Consider the following 19,318-nt stretch of genomic DNA (forward strand, 5'->3'; position numbering starts at 1 on the left):
ATTTTACAACCGTTGCTGACATTTTTTAGCCTTCACTTCAATATCTTTTAATTCATTCATTGACATACAATCACATCTATTTAATAAATTCATTAAATTATCTTTTTCTTTATTCCAGTATAAAGCACCATTCTTGCCAACTTCTTCATTAAAGTTAATATTATATAGTAAATTCAATTTAGTACTGCTCAAAGCCTCAAGCAATGATGGATTTGTTCCTCCAACTGAATGTCCATGAATATAGCCGAAAGCATGCTCCCTAATGAATTTCAATAACTGCTTATCGTATACCGTTCCTACAAATTTTATTCTGTTGTCTTTATAAAAAAAAGTATTTTCTTTTAGTTTTTTATAATATTTATTTTTCTCAACATTCGTTACAATAACTAATTTTTTTTTGGTACTTGATTTAATGAATTCTTTTATTATTATTTCAAAATTATTTTCAGGAACAAATCTTCCAACCATCAAAAAATAATTACCTTGTTTTAATTTATATGCATCAAACCATTTCATCACTTTTTTATCATTATTATATAAATTTGATGGACTCAAGTCTGCACCATAGGCAATAAATGTTGTTTTAGGATTATATATTGAATAATCATTACGTATATACTTTTCAATTGCTTTACTATCACAAATTAGCAAGTCTGCATTTTTAACCATTAACTTCTCTGAAAACTTCCAATATTTTCTAACAGGCAACGACCATTTAGCCCTTTTCCATTCATGTCCATCAGGATTAACAAAAACTTGAAATCCATATTTATGAAATTCACTAACATACTTATGTATGAACGGTCCTACTCGACAAGCCAATATGTAAATAATACCATTATTTAAATTTCTCTTTTTTATTTCTGACAATGACCATCTTAAAGACCGCAAATCATAAAGTATTGCTTTTGCTCCCCCAATATTAGGAACATAAATTTCTTGGCACTCCGCACCATTATATTCGTAGCTCTTAACTTTCTTGTCAAAAGTTAGGCAAGAAACATGATACTTAATTTTGCTATTTACTTGGCGTGTAACTAAATTATCTACAAATGTTTCGAACCCCCCATATTTAGCAGGAATTCCCTTTGAACCAACTATAAATACGTCTTTCACTTTAAAACCCACCAATTCTATTTTTTATCTTCTACAGACAAATACTCATCTGAGAATAGTGTTCTCTTTTAAAGGTCTCCACCATTTTTCATTATTCAAATACCACTCAACCGTTTCCTGAATTCCAACCTCGAATGTGTACTTGGGTTTCCACCCTAGCTCAGTTTCAATTTTAGTCGGGTCTATAGCATACCTTCTATCATGTCCAAGTCGATCCTGCACATATTCGATTGCATCTTCGCCTAAACCAAGTTTGTTTACAATCAGATGTACAATCTCGTTATTAGTACGTTCATTGTGCCCACCGACATTATAAACCTCACCCTTCTTGCCATTATGCAATACAAGATCAATTGCTTGACAATGATCTGAAACATGCAGCCAATCACGAATGTTTTTACCATCGCCGTAAATCGGCAATTTTTTGCCATCCATCCCATTAGATGTCATTAATGGAATTAACTTTTCAGGAAATTGATAAGGACCATAATTATTCGAGCAACGAGTAATATTAACATTCAATCCATAAGTTTCGTAATACGCTCGCACTAAAAGATCGGCAGAGGCTTTGCTTGCTGAATATGGTGAATTCGGTGCCAAAGGTGTTGTTTCCTTAAAGTAACCCTCTGCTCCTAGCGTTCCATACACTTCATCAGTTGATACTTGTAGATATTTCTTTAAATTACACCGTTTGGCTACATCTAACAAAGCTAGGGTCCCTTGTACATTAGTCTCTACAAAGATTTCTGGATGAAGAATCGAACGATCAACATGACTCTCAGCAGCAAAATTAACAATGGTGTCTAGGTGATACTCTTCCACTAGATGCGTCACCAATTCCCAATTAGTAATATTACCCTGCACAAACGTGTACTGCTGATTATCTTTAATATCATCAAGGTTGTGCAAATTACCTGCGTAAGTTAACAAATCCAAGTTGACAATCTTATAGGCAGGATATTTTTGCAACATGTAATGAATAAAATTACTACCGATAAAACCTGCTCCACCAGTGACTAAAAGATTCATCCTAATTTCCCTCCTCGTAGACGAAATTAAGCTTGGCGTCTTTCAAGTATGGATGCTTCTTATCCTTGTCTGAAAGAATTAGATGGTCAAGTGGCATTGGCCATTCAATGCCAATCTCAGGATCATCATAAGCAATTCCACCGTCAGCTTCTGGAGCATAATATCCATCCACCTTATAGGCAACATTGACATTCGGAGTTAGCGTTACAAAGCCATGTGCGAAGCCCTTTGGAACCAATAATTGCCGATGATTATACTCACTTAAAAGATAACCTTCCCATTTTCCATATGTAGGAGATCCCTTACGAATATCCACCAAAACATCATAGATTACACCAGTCACAGCTCGCAGTAACTTAGTCTGTGCATAAGGTGCCAATTGATAGTGCATTCCACGTAAAACACCTGGTTCAACTGAAAGTGACTGGTTATCTTGTGTGAAGTTAATGTCAATTCCTGCTTCTTGAAATTTGTTCTTAGTATAGGTCTCAGTGAAGAAGCCGCGATGATCTCCAAACACATCAGTTTCTACTAATTTAACGTCTTGCAACTTTGTTTTAATAACCTTCATCCGATCTTTTCTCCCTTTTCGTTCGCCAACAACCGTAGCAAATATTGTCCATAATCGTTCTTCTTCATTGGTTGTGCCAATTGCTCCAAATGTGTTGCATCAATATATCCCATCCGGTAAGCAATCTCTTCCAAACAAGCTACCTTCAAGCTCTGACGTTTCTCAATTGTCGCAATGAAGCTTCCAGCTTCCAGCATAGAATCATGGGTCCCGGTATCAAGCCAAGCATAACCGCGCCCCATCAGCTTCACGTCTAATTGATTTCGCTTCAAGTACACTTTATTCACATCCGTAATCTCTAATTCACCACGCGGTGAAGGTTCCAAGTCTTCCGCAATTTGAACCACTTGATTATCGTAGAAGTACAAACCTGTTACTGCATAATTGCTCTTAGGTTGCGATGGCTTTTCTTCAATCGAGAGTGCATGCATTTTGTTATCAAAATCAACGACTCCGAATCTTTCTGGATCATTGACATGATATCCAAAGACAGTTGCACCATTTTTTTTAGCCGCAGCCTGCTGCAACAACTTAGATATTCCGCTGCCATAATAGATGTTATCCCCCAGAATTAAGCAAACTGAATCAGAACCAATAAATTCTTTACCCACAATAAAGGCTTCTGCCAATCCATTTGGCTGCTTTTGAACTGCATATGAAAAATTAATTCCCAGATCGGATCCATCACCCAATAAATCTTCGAAATGTTGAATATCACGTGGGGTTGAAATTACCAAAATATCTTTAACACCTGCCAGCATCAAAGTTGAGATTGGATAATAAATCATTGGTTTATCGTATACTGGGATCAATTGTTTGGAGATTCCACGCGTAATCGGGTAAAGTCTTGTGCCACTTCCACCTGCCAAAACAATTCCTTTCACACAAAACACTCACTTTCTTAATATGCCCCATTAGGGAGCACCATTATTTTTACTGTTTTTAAAATTAAAGTAAAATCATATAATAAATTGCTTTTTTGAATATATTTCAGATCTAACTCGACCATTTCCTCGAAGCCGACTTCGTTGCGTGCACTGACCTGCCATAAACCAGTACACCCCGGGATAACGTATAATCTCTGTTTGTCATACTCACTGTATTGCTCAACTTCGTGCGGCAGCGGCGGACGCGGCCCGACAAGACTCATCTCTCCGCGTAAAACATTAAAGAGCTGGGGCAGTTCATCAAGACTGAACTTGCGAATTAAACGACCCACCCGCGTAACTCGTGGATCATGCTTCATCTTAAACATCGCACCGCCCACTTCATTATATTTTTTCAACTGCGCTAATTTTTGGTCTGCATCCATGCACATCGAGCGGAATTTATAAATCAAAAACTTTCGACCTCTGCGGCCTAAGCGTTCCTGCTTGTAGAGAATCGTTCCACTTGGTTCTTCAAGCTTAATAGCAACTGCAAGTAACACAAAAAGCGGTGACAAAACGATAATTCCTCCCACACTGAAAAGAATATCTGCCATCCGCTTGGTAACTCGATAAACATAGCGATGATCAATCTCAGTCTTGTCGAGCTGAATTAAATGTCCGTGCTCCCCCTCGAAATTTTCCATGGAACAATCTCCCCTAGCTTACTTAATAAATTCTTAACATTCAGTTATACGTCTATTATACACAGCTACGAATTTAAAGAAATATAAATTAACAAATGTAACCTTATAGTTTTAGCTACCTTTTTTTAAAAAAATCATGGAAGTTAACTAAAAAGTGAATAAATTAACAATTTCTTAAACATTAACACCTAGTTATTGTAAAACAAGCAAACGTTTTCTGCAAAACTTTTTTTGTAAAGATTTGTTTACAAACTATTTTGCACATATCATTTGATATCTTAAACTGGTATTTAATTACCTTTAAACCACATAAAAAGCCCCAGAAACGCTGACTTTGATTGTCAGTGCTGCTGGAGCCATATTTTCGTTATTTTTCGAAACAGTGTCAATTATTTCACTGTTTCTTACGTGCACCGTAGGAGATACCTTTAAAACCTCTTCACAGTATCCATATTTTTTTATTTGTTTGCCAATAATACCAATCCAAGAACTTCCTCCTGTAGTGACTCAATGAATAGCGCTAGTTTGTTCTTGTCGTGCTGCGGACTCGCTGTAATCTATAACCTTTCCCATTTTTTACGGAGCGCCCGCAGATACTGCTGCGTTAACGCTGGTGTTACCTCGGCTCCGAGTATTTCTTTGAGCGTCGCAGTTACAATCTCTTCTTTCCATGCGGCAGTGTAATTCTTCAGCGTGACGTAGTCGGTCTCTTCATCAAAATGCTCTGCCAGATACTGCAGCTGACCTGCTGCTTCGCTGACGTTGAAATCGCGCATTAAAGCGTCAAGCAGCCGTCTTTGCGTGATATGGGTCTTCATGGCCTGAACAATGTGCTGATGGACAACCGCCTTTTTGACTGCAATCTCAACGTGCAAAAGCTTTTGTTCCAAGGTCGAGAACCATACATTCATGGTTCGTCTTTCATGGTTGAACGAGCTGCTCTTGACTTTGTTGAGCATCAGCCAGTGCGTCGAATGCTGAGTGGCGCCGGTCAAAGGTATTAAGATTGTGTTGCCAAAAACATAAGATAGTGCCCCTTGATGAGCAGTGCAAGCAGAAAAGATTCGCATCCCCCAAAAAGAAAGCGGCCGCTGAGCAACAAACTGATTGATCAGCTTCCGGGTCTCCTTATTGGTCTTAATAATGCCGCGGTATTGATCTAATAAGAATGACTTGCAGTTCAACTCCGGAAAAGACTGGCAATCCATTACCAAGAGTGTTGTATGGGCATTGATGACTGCCTCATCGTCGAACTCCGCCTGCTTGATTAGTTCTGCATACCGCTCGCTATGAATTTTGAAGATATTTAGGAATTTTTTTCCCAATTCAGTTATCCCCCTCTAGGGATAGCTGTGAATTGTTAGCACTCCTATTGGTGCACTTTGATTGTACCATTTTAAGTTTGTTATTTATACTAATTTTTTATCTCTATATGAATTAATTTTTACTCTATACTTAATTAATCTGCTAATTAGTTTATGCTAAAGAAGTTCAAGGCCTTGAATCACAATTCAAAAACAATTGGAGTGATTCGATGAACCAAAATCAGATAACTGAAGAGGCTTTTACCCTCCTGCTGGCAAATCAGAACATGCGCCTAATCCATGGTGTGCTCAAGTCGCTGCATATCTCACCGGCTCGCAGTGATTATGAAGACTTGCTGCAAGAAGGCTGTCTGCTTTTTGTCGAAGCTTACAAACGCTTTTGCCAATTGCATTCCAGCCAAGAAGTCCCAGCTGCCTTTGGCAAGTTCGCCTTTCGCACGATTCGCTGGCGTTTGCTGGATCTGCTGCGCCATCAGCAGCTGTATCATCCACCGTGCGAGCCATTGGTCACAATCAAGCAAGACTTTGAGCATCTTACTGGAATTGAGGTCAGCGACCCCAACGGTTTAGCTTTTGCCGCCGACTTAACCGCCGCCGCTTTTTTTCAAGAATTATGGAGTATTTGCTTGGCACATGAACAACGCTATCTCAACAGCCGTCTGCTGGGACAAAAGATCAGCGACTTTGCCAAGCAAGAGCACGTCTCGCGCCAGACAGTCTATAATTGGCGCAGCGATGTGCACGAAAAGGCGCGCCGGATCTTAGACTGACAGTTCATTTATTAATTAGCTTTTTTAAGTAGACACAAATAAATTTACAAAAAAAGAAGATTTTAATACCCCATAATCATTAGTTGAATTAACTATTGCTTATGGGGTAATTCTTATAATAGCTTCACTAGTTTTGACCTTCATCATTTAACAGGCAACCGCCTAGCAGTGTCAATGAAGATTTTGTCAGTCCGTTCATTCATCATTCTCACCTAATTGCCTTGCAGCCTGACGTGCACGTTTCTTTAAGTAACTTTTTGCTAAAGCTGGATCTGCATATTTCAAAAAAGCAGCAGCTTGATCAAACGTGATTTGGTTATGCGTTAAACTTTCAGCCACTCTCTTTGACAGTCCACTAACCGTTTTCCGGTGATTTTTACTACACTTACAAAGTGTCACTTTTAATTTTCTTATTTTAAAACCGCACAAAAAGCCTCCTAACAACACACCACCCTAAACAGCAGCTGCATTGTCAGCAGGCCCTCCGACTTAATCAAATTTATTTACTTTGTGCAATTAATTCTGTCAAATAAGCTGCAAAACCGCTGGTCGACAACTCGACTGCTGCTGGCAGTGCGCGGGCAAAGTCCATTGTCACATGCTGCTGTGCAATGGCTTGTCCAATGCTGCTGCGCAACAATTCTGCAACAGGCGTCCACCCCAAATACTCAAAGAGCATGGCACCTGACAAGATCAGCGAAGTCGGATTCAGTTTGTTTTGCCCGGCAAATTGCGGTGCAGTCCCATGCGTTGCCTCAAATAAGGCCCGCTTGGTCTGATAATTAATGTTAGCTCCCGGTGAGATCCCAATACCGCCAACTTGTGCTGCCAGAGCATCGGAAATATAATCACCGTTCAAGTTCGTGGTCACCACCACTGAGAATTTCTCGGGCTGCAAGAGTGCCTGTTGAAAGAAATTGTCGGCGATAATGTCGTTGACAATCACCTTTCCTGCTCGCACGGCTTCTTGCTGTGCGGCTTGTGCGGCAGCTGTCCCATGCTGTTGCCGAATCTGCTCGTATTCTGGTGTGGTAAAGACCTGTTCTCCAAAAGCTGCGGCTGCCTCATAACCCCACTGCTTGAAACCACCCTCGGTTTTTTTCATGATGTTTCCCTTATGTACTAGGGTAACCGTCTGCTTGCCCTGAGCAAGTGCGTATTCGAGTGCTGCGGTCACAATTCTTTTAGAACCTTCACTTGAGATCGGTTTGAGCGCAAACGCTGCAGTTTGAGGGAAACGGACTTTGTCAGCTTGCTGCTGTGCCTGCAAGAGCGTCAAGAGTGCTTGTGCTCCAGACGTGTGTGCTGCAAAATCAATTCCAGCATAAATATCTTCTGTATTTTCACGAAAAACCGTGATGTCGACACGTTCTGGATGTTTAACTGGTGACGGTGTTCCAGCGAAATAACGTACTGGCCGCACACAGGCAAACAGATCCAATTGCTGGCGCAGCGTCACATTAATTGACCGATGCCCCTCGCCGACTGGAGTCGTCAGCGGACCTTTAATAGCTACCAAATAAGTGCGTAATGCCTGCAAAGTCTCAGCCGGCAGCCAACTGCCAGTCTGTTCATACGCTACCTGCCCTGCTAATTCCTGCTTCCATTCTACGCGCCGCTCATTGCCATAGACTCGCTTGACAGCTGCATCAAAAACCTGCCGTGCCGCCTGCCAGATCTCCGGACCAATCCCGTCTCCAGCAATAAAAGGAATAATCGGAACTGCCGGAACTTGCAGCTGTCCAGCAGCAACGCTTAATTTCTCTGGTTTATTCATCTAAGCATGCCCCCTTTTCTGAATTTGTTCCCCCAAATAATGTCTGTCTGTCGGACCCACATATTCGGAATTTGGACGGATCAAACAATTCTCGTTGCGCTGTTCCATTACATGTGCCAGCCAGCCGACTGTCCGACACGCCGCAAAGAGCATGGTAAAGACTTCCTTGTCCAATCCAAGGCAATGATAAATCAGTGAAGTATAATAATCGACATTCGGGTGCAGGTTAAAGCGCTGCAGCATATAGTCAGCCAACTGCCGTTGAATCTCAAAATATTCAGAATTGCCTGTTTTTGCCGCCAGTTTACCGGCAATTTGTTTTAAAATTGCAGCACGCGGGTCGCCGTTCTTATAGATTCGATGACCAAAGCCCATAATCTTTCGTTTTTGCTTCACCTGATCTTCTACAAATTCACGCGGATCCAAGCCCTGTTCCTTAATCTCCAACAGCATCTCAAAGACTCGTTCGTTGGCACCGCCGTGCAATGGTCCTTTTAAAGCACAGACGGCAGCAGTCAAACACGAATAATAATCAGCAAAGGTGGAGGCCACGACCCGTGCAGTAAAGGTGGAAGCATTGAATTCATGGTCGGCGTGCAAGATCATCACCGTTGAAAACATTCGCGCAAGTTCCTTGCTGGGTCGCTTACCAGTCATCAGATAAAGAAAGTTCTCAACCACACCCAAATGCGGATCTACCTCCAGCAGCGGTTCATTTGCGCGGATTCGGATAATCGCTGCCACCGTGATCAGCATTTTGGCTAAAATCTTCGGCGGTTCGTCATGGTCAACGTCGTTCGTTGTTCCTAATAAGGACGTCGTTGTCCGTAAAATACTCATCGGGTGCTGCGGTTCTTTTGCCACATACAACAGCAATCTGACTGTTTCTGCCGGCAGCACCATTTGTGAGACCAGCTGATGCCGAAAAACTGCGATTTCATTTTCGCTTGGCAAGCGCGTGTGCCATAGTAAAAAGACCACCTCTTCAAATGAAGCATGTGCCAATTCTTCAATTGGGTACCCTGCATAGGTCAGGTGTGCCCCAGCAGTCGAACTGATCTTAGTCTGATCAACGACAACTCCTGCTAAACCTCTTGGACATTCCATCTTTACTTCCTCCTTCCAGCAACTTGACGTTCACCGCCCATCTTCTTAGCAATCACATAAGGCAAGATTCCATTTGCTTGGTAATATTTAACATCAATTGGGGCATCAAAGCGGACCTTGACTGTAAATTCAACTTCATGCTTGGCAGAACTTGCCCGTACATGGGCGGTCTGCAAATCGACCAATGTAATGTCGAAAGCCTCATCTCCATCCAGCCCGAGACTGGCAGCATTCTCTTTTGGAAGATACTGGAGCGGAATAACCCCCATCATCACCAGATTGGAACGGTGAATTCGTTCAAAGCTTTCGGCGATCACCGCTTTAACTCCTAACAGCTGCACACCTTTAGCAGCCCAATCACGCGAAGAACCCATCCCATAATCCTGACCGGCTAAAATAATCGTCCCGATTCCGTGTTTGCGGTAAGCCATCGCAGCGTCATAAATCGTCGTCTCTTGGGAATCCAGCCAACATTTGGTGTAACCGCCGCGTTTATCCGGCGTCAGCTGATTCTGCAACCGCAGATTCGCAAGTGTCCCACGGATCATCACCTCATGATTGCCCCGCCGCGAACCATAAGAATTGAAATCCTGCGGCTTAACACCTTGTGCCAGCAGATACTTGCCCGCTGGTGTCTTTTGCCCAATGAATCCGGCAGGTGAAATATGATCCGTGGTAATGGAATCCCCCAACTTGGCAAGTACACGCAGCCCCGTAAGCTGACCGCTCGCATGTTCAAACAACGGCGGTGATGCTAAGTAGGTAGAATCCGCTTGCCAATCGTAGGTCACAGATTTGCTGGCTGGCAATGCATTCCAAGCGGCATTTTGCTGGAAGATGTTCTGGTAGTTATGCGAGAACAATTCTGGTTTCAGATACTTGTGAATTACAGCACTGACTTCACTGACTTGCGGCCAGAGATCAGTGAGATAGACTGGCTGGCCTGTAGCACTGGTTCCCAGCGGCTGTTGGGTTACGTCAAGATCCAGCGTTCCTGCCAGAGCATACGCAACCACCAGCGGCGGTGACGCCAAATAAGTATCTTTAATTAAAGGATTCACGCGCCCTTCAAAGTTTCGGTTGCCGCTTTCAATTGCAGCAAGCGGGTAATTCGTCTGTGCAACTGCTTCCTGCACTCCGGGTTTCAACTTGCCTGAATTGCCAATACAAGTCGTACAGCCATAGCCGATAATATTAAACCCCAGCTGATCCAGATACGGCTGAAGTCTGGATGCCTCCAAATAGTCCGCAACAACACGTGACCCAGGGGCAAAAGAAGTCTTCACGTACGCTGGAACCTGCAACCCGAGCTCAACTGCTTTTTTGGCCATTAAACCTGCCGTAATCAGGATTTCCGGATTGGAAGTATTAGTACAGCTTGTGATCGCAGCAATTCCAAGCGCACCGGGACGTAAGGCAAATTCTTTATCGGCTGCAGTCACAGCTAATGCCTTCATCTGGTCGTAGCCGCGGAAATTCTGAGGTAAGTTCGGAAGTTCAACCGAATCTTGCGGTCGTTTGGGCCCAGCCACACAACTGCGGACAGTCCCCAGGTCAAGCGTGACTTCTTCAGAATAATGCCGCTCTTCATCCTCATCTTCGCGATATGCCAATGAGTTCTGACGGGCATAAGCTGCCACTCTTTCAATCTGTTGTGCAGAACGATCAGTCAGTCGTAAATATGCAAGAGTTTGCTCATCGATTGGGAAAAAGCCGCACGTTGCCCCATATTCAGGTGCCATGTTGGCAATCGTAGCCCGATTTGCCAGCGGCAGCGTCTTTAACCCCGGTCCATAGAATTCAACGAACTTACCGACCACATTATGCTCCCGCAAAATCCGCGTTAAGGTCAATGCAAGGTCCGTCGCGGTTGCAGTTTGCGGCATTTCTCCAGTTAAACGCACCCCGACGACCCGTGGCATTGGAAAATATGATTCTTGTCCCAGCATGCTGGCTTCAGCTTCAATGCCGCCGACACCCCAGCCTAAGACTCCTAAGGCATTGATCATTGTCGTGTGCGAATCAGTTCCGACTAATGTATCGGGAAAGAGCACTGGAATTTCAGCGTTGGAGTGCCGAATAACCGGTGATAAGTACTCAAGGTTGACCTGATGAATAATTCCAGTATCCGGAGGGACAATTGTCAAATTAGTAAAACTCTCCTGGGCCCACTTCAAAAACAGATAGCGTTCGCGGTTGCGCTTAAATTCTTGTTTTATATTGTAATCGAAAGCTGCTTCACTGCCAGCTAAGTCCACCTGCACCGAATGATCAATTACTAGATGGACAGGCACATCCGGATTAATCTGTGCTGGATCTCCACCCTTGCGCAAAACTTCTTCACGCATTGCCGCAAGATCAACTAAAGCCGGGACGCCGGTAAAATCCTGCAAGACGACACGCTCAGGCTTATAAGGAACATCCTGTTCATGGTGCTGATCCCAAGCAAGAAATGCAGGCAGGTATTGCTGCATTTCCGGCTGTGTTGCGCTATGCCGCAGGGTTAGTTCTAATAAGACTCTAATTGAATAGGGCAACGTTTGGATGCGCTTGCCATGTGCTGCCATAAAAGCTGCAATGTCAAAGTAGTCATACTGTTGTTGCGCTAAAGTAAAGCTTTTGCGATAGTCTGCTGTCATGTTAAACTCCTCCGTCCGGCACTTTTTACGCCTTAATTTTTAATCATTCTAACATAATTCTAATTAGGCGCAACTAACAGTAAATGTTATCTCCCACGATTTATTATCTATTCGGAACCGTTCTTGCATAATAAAATTACTAAATAACTAAGTAAGCGCTACCAACTTTTTAAACGAAACAATTTGTGCTTTTTTGTACAAAGTGCCCTTATGCCCCACTTATTTAAGCCGACAGTCCTTTTATTTCGTAAAATTTTGCCTGGCAGCGGTAATACTAAGCAATGGACTCTTGGAACACAATCATAATCTATAGTCTTTAACTTTGCATTTGAGCTGAAGCGAGTTAAAAAGTGTTGCCTTTGAACATGGTGAGGTTACCTGTCCGCCAGATAATAAGTTGACAAATCAAATTATTACCCAAAATAGATAAAAATAATTTAACAGCTATAAAATTATTAAGCAAAATTCATGCGTTGCTTTTACTCTCATTTGGCAATCAGTGTAGCTGCTTCTGACTAAAAAAGCGACCCCTTTCTAAAACGAAAGAAGATCGCACTCATTCTTTAAATAGACAAAATCCTGCACTAAAAATTTAACGCCCTGACTCCGCAAACAGACGCTTACTCAATTCCAGCTTGGCTGCTCCAGGTTCGCTGTTAGCAAAGCTGACTGAACCTGGATGCCCAAGCGGTTCCAACAATTCTTTTTCGCGTAACAGGCGCTGTAACTCGCGCGCTGCACCAGGTCCGCCGTCAATAATGAACGGTGCAGGCCCCATGACCTTAATAATTGCCGGTTCTGCAAAAGGAAAATGGGTACATCCCAAAACAATTGCATCGACCTGTCCGCGATACTGCTGCAAAAGCTCTGTCAAATAAGCTTCAACTGCGGGTGAATCAAGTTCGCCCGCTTCAACAAATTCAACCAGCCGCGGTGCTGGAACCGGGATCAATTCTGCCAACTTATCATACTGCTGCATTAACTCCTGAAACTTTTGCTCACGCAGTGTTAACGGAGTCGCCATCACCAACACACGTGAATGCGGTTTGCGCATGACTGCTGGCTTTACAGCGGGTTCGAGCCCTACGATCGGCAGCTGCGGATATTGTGCACGCAATTTATCAATTGCAGCACTTGTTGCTGTATTACAGGCAATCACAATCGCCTTGACATTCTGTGCAATGAATTTTTCAACAATTGCCCGGCTCAACTGCTGGACTTGGGCAACGGTCTTAACGCCATATGGGGCGTTAGCTGAATCACCGTAAAAAAGATAATCTTCCTGCGGCATTAAGCGGTGTAAGTTACGCAAGACACTAATCCCGCCCACACCAGAGTCAAAAACCCCAATTGGTTGTGTTTTACTTGCCATTTCGATTTTCCTTTCTCAAGACAGTCCTAAAACGAAACTTTTAAGTCTGTTTCAGCTACTTGGCAGCCGGCTCAACTGGCCCGCGCGCTGTTACATATCCGCGAATGCGTTTAACCGCTTCTACAAGACTTTCATAACTTGCAGCGTAACTCAAACGTACATATCCTTCTCCTCCAGGTCCAAAAGAGATTCCTGGAATTAAAGCGACCTTTGCCTGATGCGCAAGATCACGGACAAATTTCCAAGAACTTTGTGGACAATTGGCAGGTATCTTGGCGAACAGATAAAAAGCCCCATCTGGACTTGCCATTTGAAAACCGAGCTGTGTCAACTCCTTAATCAAGAAATCACGGCGACGGGCATATTCTTTGCGCATCGGCACACTATCTTGTTTACCATTTTGCATCGCTTCCAAACCTGCAAATTGAACACTGGTAGTTGCTGAAGTGACCATATTCTGATGCGCCTTTAATGCCTGATCAATAAAATCTTGCGGTCCCAGAATGAAGCCCATCCGCCAACCAGTCATCGCATGCGACTTCGAAAGCCCCGTAACTAGAATTGTCTGCTCAGGAAGTATTGAAGCCATTGAAACATGTTTTTTAGCATATGTTAATTCAGCATAAATCTCATCACTGATTACCCACAGCCCCTGTTCGCGAATCACCGCCGCCAATTCTGCTAATTGCTTACGCGAATAAGTCACACCGGTTGGGTTGCAAGGATAATTAAGTACGACTGCCTTAACCTTTGCCAATGGGTATTCTGCAATAATTTTACGCAGTCTGGCTGCAGTCAGAATAAACCCATCTGCACTGGTATCAGTCAGGATCACACGTCCGTCGTTAATTTTGGTAATCGGAATATACAGCGGGAAGATCGGAGTAGGCACAATCACCGTTTCATCTGGGTTCAACACCGTTTGCAGACTGGCTGCAATTGCTTCTGTGGCTCCGACTGTCGTCACAACCTGCTCTGGTGTATAGTTCAGATCATACTTTTCGTTATAATAAGCAGCTGCAGCCGCACGCAAAGGCATGATCCCACCAGTTGGCGAATAATGTGAATGATCTGCTTCGATGGCCTTGATTGCAGCCTTTTTGATATGTTCGGGTGTCTTAAAATCGGGCTCCCCTAGCGTCAGCTTGAGAATGTCCGGAATCGCACTGACCTCTTCATCAAAGCGACGAATATCTGAGATTGCAATGCGTTCGATCTTTTCATTGAATTTGCTTTTTGCCATTTTTCAAAACTCCTGACCGTTAAAGAATTAAGAAACTTAGCCTTTATTATACCACGTTACCGCAAAAACTGTGCAGCGCAAGCGTGTGCCTCCCAACATCTTAGCGCTGCGGCCGTAATCCTAAGGAACCCTGCAAACGCAAAGTAATCAGCGCTACGACCAACAATTTGATCAAACCTGGAAGCAAGAATGGCACCAATCCGACTAGTAAAGCAGACTTGACACTCAAATGAAGCACCGGCACCATCCACAATGAACCGCACAGTAAATTCACCACAGCACCTAACACGTTGCCACTGATCAAGTTGGCGAAGGAACGGCCACGATATTTAAGATAGGCAGCCGTCACAAGCGCATAGAGCACAAATGAAACCAAATATCCGCCAGTCGGTCCCATCAATGCTGCAAAACCACCTGAAAAGCCAGCAAAAACAGGCAACCCGACCGCCCCCAGAATTAGGTAAGCCAAGACAACTTCAACCGCATAGCTGACCGGCAGCAAAGAAGCAATCAAGCCGATTCCAAAGGTCTGCAGCGTCAGCGGAATTATCGGCAACGGAATCGTCACTTGTGAACAGACTACCAAAACGGCCAGCAAAATACCCGCCAATACTAAATTATGTAATTTTTCTCTTTTCATTATGAAACATCCCTTCATCTTTTGAATAGTCTCAGCATAGCGAAAATTCCTAAGTTAGTCAACCTTATTAATAATGTGGTTGACAATGCCGAATAAGCACCTGCTTTGTCATCCAAATTTACACCTTCAGTTGCTTAATTCACTAAAAAAGAACTACAACAAGCTGAAAGTCTTCGTTTCAGTCAAGTTGCAGTTCTGTCTATTTTAAAATTGAGCTTTAATAATTTTGTTATCCAAAAATTCCGTTAGTGTGCCTGCTTTTAAAGTTCTATCCCAGCAAGCATCCACTTGATGTTTACCCCCAAAATTAACCGCACAGAACCCATCCTGCTATACTAGCACAAAACAGACCACGCTGTAAGCAGGCTGATTCTTGGCTTTCGCTTAAGCTTTGAACTTATTCGAAATTAGGTTTTAGGAGCTTGATCTTAATTGCTAAAAGGCCATGTTTTTTGATATCCTCGGCACTGTAAAGTTGCGCCAACTCCGCCTGCTCCATTCCAACAGCAGCTGGAGAATATTTTTGATATAATTCAGCGAGATTACGGCATTTTTTGATACTCCAGGCACTCACAAGCACCATGTCTTCATCATTGCTGCCTCGATGGATCGCAATCGTATCACCTACTCCGAAATGCTTCATCTGTCCATCATTGAGAAAAACCTCGACCGTCTTTGAACCGCTCGAAATCTTTTCAAACAGTACATCATCTAACTTGATATCCACGCTAATCGACCTCCTGCAAACGCTGGTTATTTAACACATTTTTTAAATCCTCCTGCCAAATCCACACAAAGCAACTGCAAGATTAGCCTCACAGCCAATCATATAATTAAAATGTTATTATATTTTCACTTTGATTGCAAGATTTACAAGCAAAATCTAAAAAAAGTGTTACTTTTAACATTTTCTAAAGAAAGTTTTGCTGGGATCAGGTGTCTGAAGCAGCTTTCAGCTTGAGCACAAAAAAACTCTGATTTACGGAAATTTCTGCCTAATTCCATAAATCAGAGTTAAATTATGTTTACCTTCCGCAAAAAGCTTAATCAAGCTCCCCTGCTAATTGAATCTTAGTTGACTCAGGGAAGATCGCCCGTTCCCTTTCAGAAAGAACCTTATCAGTAATGAAAACTGAGATCTTTTCTGGGGAACAAATACTGTAATAAGAGTTATTGATGAATTTGTGATGTTCAGCTACCAAAATGACACGGCGCGCACGCTCGACTGCTTTGCCAACAATCTCTGCATCTTCTTGGTTAAGTAAGTAGATCCCATGCTCATCAATGCCTGATGCTGCAATAAAGGCAGTGTCCAGTGCAATGTTATCGAGCTCACTAATTGCTGCAGTCGAATAGAAAAAGCGGTTTTGGTGATCAAGGGTCCCGCTTAAAACCTTGACTGTAACCTTATTTTCCTCCGCTAACGCCGTACAATTGTCCAGTGAATGCGTAATAATCGTCATCGGTAAATTAATATTTTGACACGTCTTCAACAAAATCGTCGAAGCGTCGACAAAATAAACGTGATGTGCCTGAAAATAATTTGCAGCTTCCAGCGCAATTTTCGTTTTTTGCTTGGTAAACCGTGATAGCCGGCTTTGAAAATTAGGAACTTTATTGCCAAAATCAAGTGGAAGAATCCCTCCATGAGTGCGCTTGACCTCACCTCGCCTAGACAGCAACACAATATCTCGTCTAGCGGTATCTTGTGAGACCCCAAATTCACTCATAATATCTCTGGTAGTCAATTCTTGTTTTTCTTCAAGCAGCTGCTTAATCAGCTCAACTCTTTTTTCCTGACTCATTGCGCATACCTCAAATCTTTTTTGAAAATCTAATAATAATTATACACTTGTTAAGTGTTTATAGCAAAACACTTAACAGAAATACTTATTAATCAATAAAAATTCTCGTTAAAACAAATTTTGTTGTAAATCAAAGGCCTACGCGCATAGTCACATGTAAAATAGACTTAAAAAAGGAGCGCAACAAAAAACACTTGCTGCAACCCCCGTTTAATCACATTATCAAATTTTAAAACAGTTGCTGCTCACGCCCGTTCACAAAAAGTACCTTGCGCTTAAAAGGCCTTTTCTAATGGCGGTACAACTTGTTTCTTACGTGAAACCACGCCTGGAAGTTCAGCCTTATTGTCCTTAAGCTGAATATCAAAAGCCTTTTCAACCACGTCTTGTGGTTCGCCAACCACAAGCAAGCGGGTGTCACTATTAAGGATATTGGTAACCATTAAGAGGAATAAGTCATAGCCTTCAGCTTGATTTTCTTCACTGATTGCAGCCCGCAAAGCAGCTTCACGTGCAAAGACTTCATCGATATCCACTGTATTGATCTGATCAATCCGGATAGTCTTGCCACCCATTTCAAATGACTTAGCATCTGCATCAATGAGTTCTTTTTCGGATTTGCTGCCAAGGTTTGTCCCTGCTTTAAGCATCTCTAAACCATATTGCTGATAATCTACTTTAGCAATTCCAGCAAGTTCTTTAACGGCTACCTTATCATCGTCAGTTGTTGTTGGTGATTTGAATAACAAAGTATCAGAGATAATGGCCGAAAGCATCAAGCCCGCCAATTTTGCAGGAATCTCAACCCGGTTTTGCTTGAAAAGTTTCAAGATAATCGTGCTTGTGCAGCCAACTGGTTCTGCGTGGTAATAAAGTGGCAGTGACGTCTCGAAGTTAGCGATTCGATGATGATCGACCACATGTGTAACAGTTACGTCTTTCAAATCTGCTACACTTTGCTGGGCTTCATTATGATCAACCAGCATGACTGCTTCAACTTCAGGTGCAACCTTTTCAACAACCCGCGGTGCAGGTTCCTCGAAATGTGCCAAAACAAATTTTGTTTCCTCATTCGGTGTACCAAGTGCGACCGCTTCAGTCTCTGCACCTAACTGATTTTCCAGGTACGAAAACGCCTTTGCAGCTACGATAGCATCCGTATCGGGATTTTTATGACCAAAAACTAGTTCCTTCATCAAAAGATCTCCCATCTTAAATTGATTTCCTATTTTGATTTAACCTTGATTGCTGATTTCTGTCAAGCGCGAATTGTAATCCTGTTTTGTCAGATAATCATCAAATTCCTTCAAAAAATTAGCAATTCGTGGAATCTGATTCTTCCCCTTGCGGAAAACAAACGCCAGATCAAATTTGATTGCCGGCTCAAAGTGTGCAACATGCAACTTAGTGCCAGCAGCAGTTGCATTATGTGCACGCACGAAAGAAGCTGGCAAGGCGGTGTAAACATCCGTTGCTCGGGCGAATTCAAAAATCTGGCCTGGTTTTGCAAAATAAGCAACCGAAGAAGGCGGATCGATCATACTATTCTTATAAGCTTCAAGCATGGTACTGTGCAGATAGTAACCCGGTGGATATGTGACCCAATCGTTGCCAGTCGTATCGCGCAAACGAATGTTTTTCTTCTTGAAAAATTCCGGGCGATTATGCAAAAATAACAGATCTTCTGTCAAAATTAGTTTCGACTGATATGGTTTCCAGTTCTTAATACTCTCATCAGGCAGATACATGATTGCAAGATCAATCTCATTATTCTCCAAGAGTTCCCAAATTTCTTTGCGTGTCAACATATGAAAAGTAATCTTAATACTCCGGTGAGCCATGTAATACTCAACTGCAAACTGACTAAAGACACGGTCTTCAATCGACGCCAGAATTCCCAGATGGATCTCGCCATGCAATGCACTTGTCGATTGCTGGATCTCATCGGCAGCTTCATTGAGTGTTTCATAAATCTGATGAGTTGCATCCAACATGGTATAGCCTGCATCAGACAGGTGCAGTTTTTTCCCCACGGAATAGAATAATGGTGCCCCGACTGTTCGCTCCAACTTCTTAATCTGCTGTGTGAGCGCCGGTTGCGTAATTCCCAAGATTTGTGCAGCCTGCGTGTAACTACTCATTGTTTCTGCTAGTTGAAGGAAGTAGGTGAGCGTTTTTGAAGAAAAGATACTATCCTGCTTCGTTTTCATGTGTCCAGTTCCCCTCTATTAATTATTATTAATAATAAGTACTATCCGAAACTTATCGAATCAACCTAATAATAAAACAAACTAGAGGGCTCACACAAGCCAAATAGCATAAAAAATAGTGATTATTTTAAAGTTTTCACT

The 19,318-nt window shown here is 42.6% G+C and carries 18 protein-coding genes; 1 reads left to right on the plus strand and 17 read right to left on the minus strand.

The window, feature by feature from the left end; genetic code table 11:
• Positions 1-3 precede the first annotated feature (3 nt).
• From cps2T to AB3Y88_RS01610, 6 genes are all read right to left on the minus strand, one after another.
• A complete protein-coding gene (cps2T, locus tag AB3Y88_RS01585; protein WP_367293356.1) occupies positions 4-1,116 on the minus strand; it encodes a beta 1-4 rhamnosyltransferase Cps2T in 1,113 nt (370 codons plus the stop codon).
• 45 nt (positions 1,117-1,161) lie between these two features.
• Positions 1,162-2,145 carry a dTDP-glucose 4,6-dehydratase gene (rfbB, locus tag AB3Y88_RS01590; RefSeq protein WP_228888976.1) on the minus strand — a complete coding sequence of 328 codons (984 nt, stop codon included), beginning with the start codon at positions 2,143-2,145 and terminating at the stop codon, positions 1,162-1,164.
• 1 nt (position 2,146) lies between these two features.
• Positions 2,147-2,716, minus strand: a complete 570-nt coding sequence (gene rfbC / locus AB3Y88_RS01595) for a dTDP-4-dehydrorhamnose 3,5-epimerase (protein ID WP_228888974.1) — start codon at positions 2,714-2,716, stop codon at positions 2,147-2,149.
• Positions 2,713-3,600 carry a glucose-1-phosphate thymidylyltransferase RfbA gene (gene rfbA / locus AB3Y88_RS01600; RefSeq protein WP_228888972.1) on the minus strand — a complete coding sequence of 296 codons (888 nt, stop codon included), beginning with the start codon at positions 3,598-3,600 and terminating at the stop codon, positions 2,713-2,715. Before rfbA ends, rfbC begins: the two co-directional genes overlap by 4 nt.
• A gap of 17 nt (positions 3,601-3,617) precedes the next feature.
• Positions 3,618-4,289 carry a sugar transferase gene (locus tag AB3Y88_RS01605; RefSeq protein ID WP_228888969.1) on the minus strand — a complete coding sequence of 224 codons (672 nt, stop codon included), beginning with the start codon at positions 4,287-4,289 and terminating at the stop codon, positions 3,618-3,620.
• 557 nt (positions 4,290-4,846) lie between these two features.
• Positions 4,847-5,614 carry a hypothetical protein gene (locus AB3Y88_RS01610; RefSeq protein ID WP_228888966.1) on the minus strand — a complete coding sequence of 256 codons (768 nt, stop codon included), beginning with the start codon at positions 5,612-5,614 and terminating at the stop codon, positions 4,847-4,849.
• 209 nt (positions 5,615-5,823) lie between these two features.
• On the opposite strand from AB3Y88_RS01610, the gene AB3Y88_RS01615 reads away from it, so the two are divergent.
• Positions 5,824-6,384, plus strand: coding sequence for a sigma factor (locus tag AB3Y88_RS01615; RefSeq protein WP_228888964.1), 561 nt, complete (start codon positions 5,824-5,826; stop codon positions 6,382-6,384).
• Between the two features lie 195 nt (positions 6,385-6,579).
• Here AB3Y88_RS01615 and AB3Y88_RS01620 read toward each other — a convergent pair whose 3' ends face one another.
• From AB3Y88_RS01620 to AB3Y88_RS01670, 11 genes are all read right to left on the minus strand, one after another.
• Positions 6,580-6,723, minus strand: a complete 144-nt coding sequence (locus AB3Y88_RS01620) for a hypothetical protein (RefSeq protein ID WP_228888961.1) — start codon at positions 6,721-6,723, stop codon at positions 6,580-6,582.
• Between the two features lie 160 nt (positions 6,724-6,883).
• Positions 6,884-8,161 (minus strand): NADP-dependent isocitrate dehydrogenase, encoded by a 1,278-nt coding sequence (icd, locus tag AB3Y88_RS01625; RefSeq protein WP_228888959.1) that lies wholly within the window; start codon positions 8,159-8,161, stop codon positions 6,884-6,886.
• Positions 8,162-9,268, minus strand: coding sequence for a citrate/2-methylcitrate synthase (locus AB3Y88_RS01630; RefSeq protein ID WP_056962060.1), 1,107 nt, complete (start codon positions 9,266-9,268; stop codon positions 8,162-8,164).
• Between the two features lie 2 nt (positions 9,269-9,270).
• Positions 9,271-11,907 (minus strand): aconitate hydratase AcnA, encoded by a 2,637-nt coding sequence (gene acnA, locus AB3Y88_RS01635; protein WP_261909578.1) that lies wholly within the window; start codon positions 11,905-11,907, stop codon positions 9,271-9,273.
• A 592-nt stretch (positions 11,908-12,499) separates the two neighbouring features.
• Positions 12,500-13,279: a glutamate racemase gene (murI, locus tag AB3Y88_RS01640; RefSeq protein ID WP_056962058.1), complete on the minus strand. Its 780-nt coding sequence runs from the start codon at positions 13,277-13,279 to the stop codon at positions 12,500-12,502.
• A 55-nt stretch (positions 13,280-13,334) separates the two neighbouring features.
• Entirely contained in the window at positions 13,335-14,522 is a 1,188-nt protein-coding gene (locus AB3Y88_RS01645; protein WP_056962057.1) for a pyridoxal phosphate-dependent aminotransferase, read from the minus strand.
• Between the two features lie 100 nt (positions 14,523-14,622).
• Positions 14,623-15,162, minus strand: a complete 540-nt coding sequence (locus AB3Y88_RS01650; RefSeq protein ID WP_228888953.1) for a biotin transporter BioY — start codon at positions 15,160-15,162, stop codon at positions 14,623-14,625.
• A 397-nt stretch (positions 15,163-15,559) separates the two neighbouring features.
• The gene (locus AB3Y88_RS01655; RefSeq protein ID WP_054757788.1) at positions 15,560-15,889 is read right to left on the minus strand and encodes a hypothetical protein; all 330 of its coding nucleotides are present in this window, start codon (positions 15,887-15,889) and stop codon (positions 15,560-15,562) included.
• A 316-nt stretch (positions 15,890-16,205) separates the two neighbouring features.
• Positions 16,206-16,967, minus strand: a complete 762-nt coding sequence (locus AB3Y88_RS01660; RefSeq protein ID WP_056962055.1) for a DeoR/GlpR family DNA-binding transcription regulator — start codon at positions 16,965-16,967, stop codon at positions 16,206-16,208.
• 275 nt (positions 16,968-17,242) lie between these two features.
• The gene (locus tag AB3Y88_RS01665) at positions 17,243-18,163 is read right to left on the minus strand and encodes a manganese-dependent inorganic pyrophosphatase (RefSeq protein WP_228888950.1); all 921 of its coding nucleotides are present in this window, start codon (positions 18,161-18,163) and stop codon (positions 17,243-17,245) included.
• A gap of 39 nt (positions 18,164-18,202) precedes the next feature.
• Positions 18,203-19,177, minus strand: coding sequence for a LysR family transcriptional regulator (locus AB3Y88_RS01670; protein WP_367293357.1), 975 nt, complete (start codon positions 19,175-19,177; stop codon positions 18,203-18,205).
• Positions 19,178-19,318 lie beyond the last annotated feature (141 nt).

Origin of the sequence: Liquorilactobacillus satsumensis (assembly GCF_964065465.1) — a bacterium.
Taxonomy (GTDB): domain Bacteria; phylum Bacillota; class Bacilli; order Lactobacillales; family Lactobacillaceae; genus Liquorilactobacillus; species Liquorilactobacillus satsumensis.

Bases quoted from the DNA above. Each gene is read 5' to 3' on its own strand.
- rfbB (WP_228888976.1), bottom strand. From the start codon at position 2,145: ATGAATCTTTTAGTCACTGGTGGAGCAGGTTTTATCGGTAGTAATTTT.
- rfbC (WP_228888974.1), bottom strand. From the start codon at position 2,716: ATGAAGGTTATTAAAACAAAGTTGCAAGACGTTAAATTAGTAGAAACT.
- AB3Y88_RS01605 (WP_228888969.1), bottom strand. From the start codon at position 4,289: ATGGAAAATTTCGAGGGGGAGCACGGACATTTAATTCAGCTCGACAAG.
- AB3Y88_RS01615 (WP_228888964.1), top strand. From the start codon at position 5,824: ATGAACCAAAATCAGATAACTGAAGAGGCTTTTACCCTCCTGCTGGCA.
- icd (WP_228888959.1), bottom strand. From the start codon at position 8,161: ATGAATAAACCAGAGAAATTAAGCGTTGCTGCTGGACAGCTGCAAGTT.
- AB3Y88_RS01630 (WP_056962060.1), bottom strand. From the start codon at position 9,268: ATGGAATGTCCAAGAGGTTTAGCAGGAGTTGTCGTTGATCAGACTAAG.
- acnA (WP_261909578.1), bottom strand. From the start codon at position 11,907: ATGACAGCAGACTATCGCAAAAGCTTTACTTTAGCGCAACAACAGTAT.
- murI (WP_056962058.1), bottom strand. From the start codon at position 13,279: ATGGCAAGTAAAACACAACCAATTGGGGTTTTTGACTCTGGTGTGGGC.
- AB3Y88_RS01645 (WP_056962057.1), bottom strand. From the start codon at position 14,522: ATGGCAAAAAGCAAATTCAATGAAAAGATCGAACGCATTGCAATCTCA.
- AB3Y88_RS01650 (WP_228888953.1), bottom strand. From the start codon at position 15,162: ATGAAAAGAGAAAAATTACATAATTTAGTATTGGCGGGTATTTTGCTG.
- AB3Y88_RS01660 (WP_056962055.1), bottom strand. From the start codon at position 16,967: ATGAGTCAGGAAAAAAGAGTTGAGCTGATTAAGCAGCTGCTTGAAGAA.
- AB3Y88_RS01665 (WP_228888950.1), bottom strand. From the start codon at position 18,163: ATGAAGGAACTAGTTTTTGGTCATAAAAATCCCGATACGGATGCTATC.
- AB3Y88_RS01670 (WP_367293357.1), bottom strand. From the start codon at position 19,177: ATGAAAACGAAGCAGGATAGTATCTTTTCTTCAAAAACGCTCACCTAC.